This window comes from Coprobacillus cateniformis, from assembly GCF_009767585.1.
GTDB lineage: Bacteria > Bacillota_I > Bacilli_A > Erysipelotrichales > Coprobacillaceae > Coprobacillus > Coprobacillus cateniformis.
In genome coordinates this window covers 1-1,669 of the sequence record NZ_WSNW01000002.1, presented here as the reverse complement: position 1 = coordinate 1,669, position 1,669 = coordinate 1, and the positions used below count along the sequence as shown (strand labels likewise).

1 protein-coding gene is annotated in these 1,669 nt (G+C 28.1%); it reads right to left on the bottom strand.

The genetic code is table 11. The annotated features are described in order from the left end of the window. Nucleotides 1-154: 154 nt before the first annotated feature. Nucleotides 155-1,483: an ISL3 family transposase gene (locus GQF29_RS17910; RefSeq protein WP_117598760.1), complete on the bottom strand. Its 1,329-nt coding sequence runs from the start codon at nucleotides 1,481-1,483 to the stop codon at nucleotides 155-157. Nucleotides 1,484-1,669 lie beyond the last annotated feature (186 nt).

Genomic DNA, 1,669 nt, shown 5'->3' with positions numbered 1-1,669 from the left:
GGGTCTCTAAATTTTGGCGGGGTTTGTCAAAATAAGACTCTATAATTTAGCGGGGAGTATTAACTCCCCACTTTATTTATAGTTGAAAAAAGGTGTCTAAAATCTAGCGGGGTCTTAGATACCTTTTATTGTGCGAAAACAATTCTTTTTTTGGTTATTTATTTTTTTTATACTTTCCTCTTTTTTTGCCTTCTACTTTATGTGAGTTTTTTTCATTTGTCATTAATGGTAGTGAATTTTTATTGATGCAAAACATGATCCTGTTTCTTAATCTTTCAAAATTTTTATATTTTAATGATGTTTTCATAAGTACTTTTATTCTTCCGTTGATAGATTCAATAGGACCATTTGATATTCTTCTTTCATCTATGTAGATAAATGAGTTTAATATTTCTGTTTTCCAATTTTCAAGAAAACTTATGACATCTTTGAATTCGTTGATACGCATTTGTTTAAGTTCATTATATAATTCATCATATCTTATAGAAGCAGTATCAAATGTATAATCCTCATTGAAGTCTAAATAATTTTCTTTCCAAAGATAAGCTTTTTTTAGTAAAGGATCTATATCAAGTATCAATGACAATATTTGAGGTTTGTTGATCATATATCCAATTTTCTTATTAAATTTAGGTAAGTTATCTTCAATATCACCTTTTCTCATCATAAGAAGATAATACCAATGTTTAAGAAGATAATATTCAACACTATCTTTATCATACTTATACATGATATGTATTCTTAAATTTTTAAGAGCATCATTGATGTTTTTAACGACATGAAAAGAATCAACCATGACAACGATATTTTTAAAATGATGATAAGCAAAATCTCTATAAGTTGTATTCATATCAATACTGACATATTGAACATTTTCAAAGTCCTTTTTATCAATATATTGCATATATGAATAAAGGTCATATTTCTTTCTGCTTGGATAAATGTCAATGATTTGAGCGGATTCCCAATCGATGAAAATACAAGCAAATTTATTTTTGAAAGTACCCAAATAAAATTCATCAATAGATAAAACTCTAGGAAGATGAGCAGGTTTCATATCAACATATTGATCGAAGATATTGATAACAGTGGAAGGAGATATATGATTTTTTTCAGCAATCGAAGAGAAAGTATAATTAAGCCTTTTACAATCTTTGAGGACAACGAGAATGGTAGCATTAGAAATTCTTTGTTTACGAGAAGAAAAAGGGTTAGATTCAACAAATGTTTTACCACAATCAATACATTTAAATCTTCTGCATCTGTAATAAATGACAGATTTATTCATATTAAAGAGAGAATGAGATATTTTTCTAAGTTTATAATCTTTGACATGAGAATGAAGACTACCGCATATAGGACAGACTTCAATTTTTTGAGTAAGAGTAATAGAAATAATGATCAAATCATTTTCTCTAGTAATAGATAGATTTTGAACATCAGTAGGTTGTAAACCAAATAAGTTTATAGTATCATAATCCATGAGTTAAGCACTCTCCTTTCATAGTTAAGATTGTTTTCGCAAACAAATGATAACATATGAAAGGACTCTTTTTTTAGCGGGGAGGAAGTGACATGAATATACACCCCACAAATTTTAGAGTAAAAAAAAGACACTCCCCGCTAAATTGAGGAGTAAGGGGTATACCCCGTTAAAATTTAAATATCT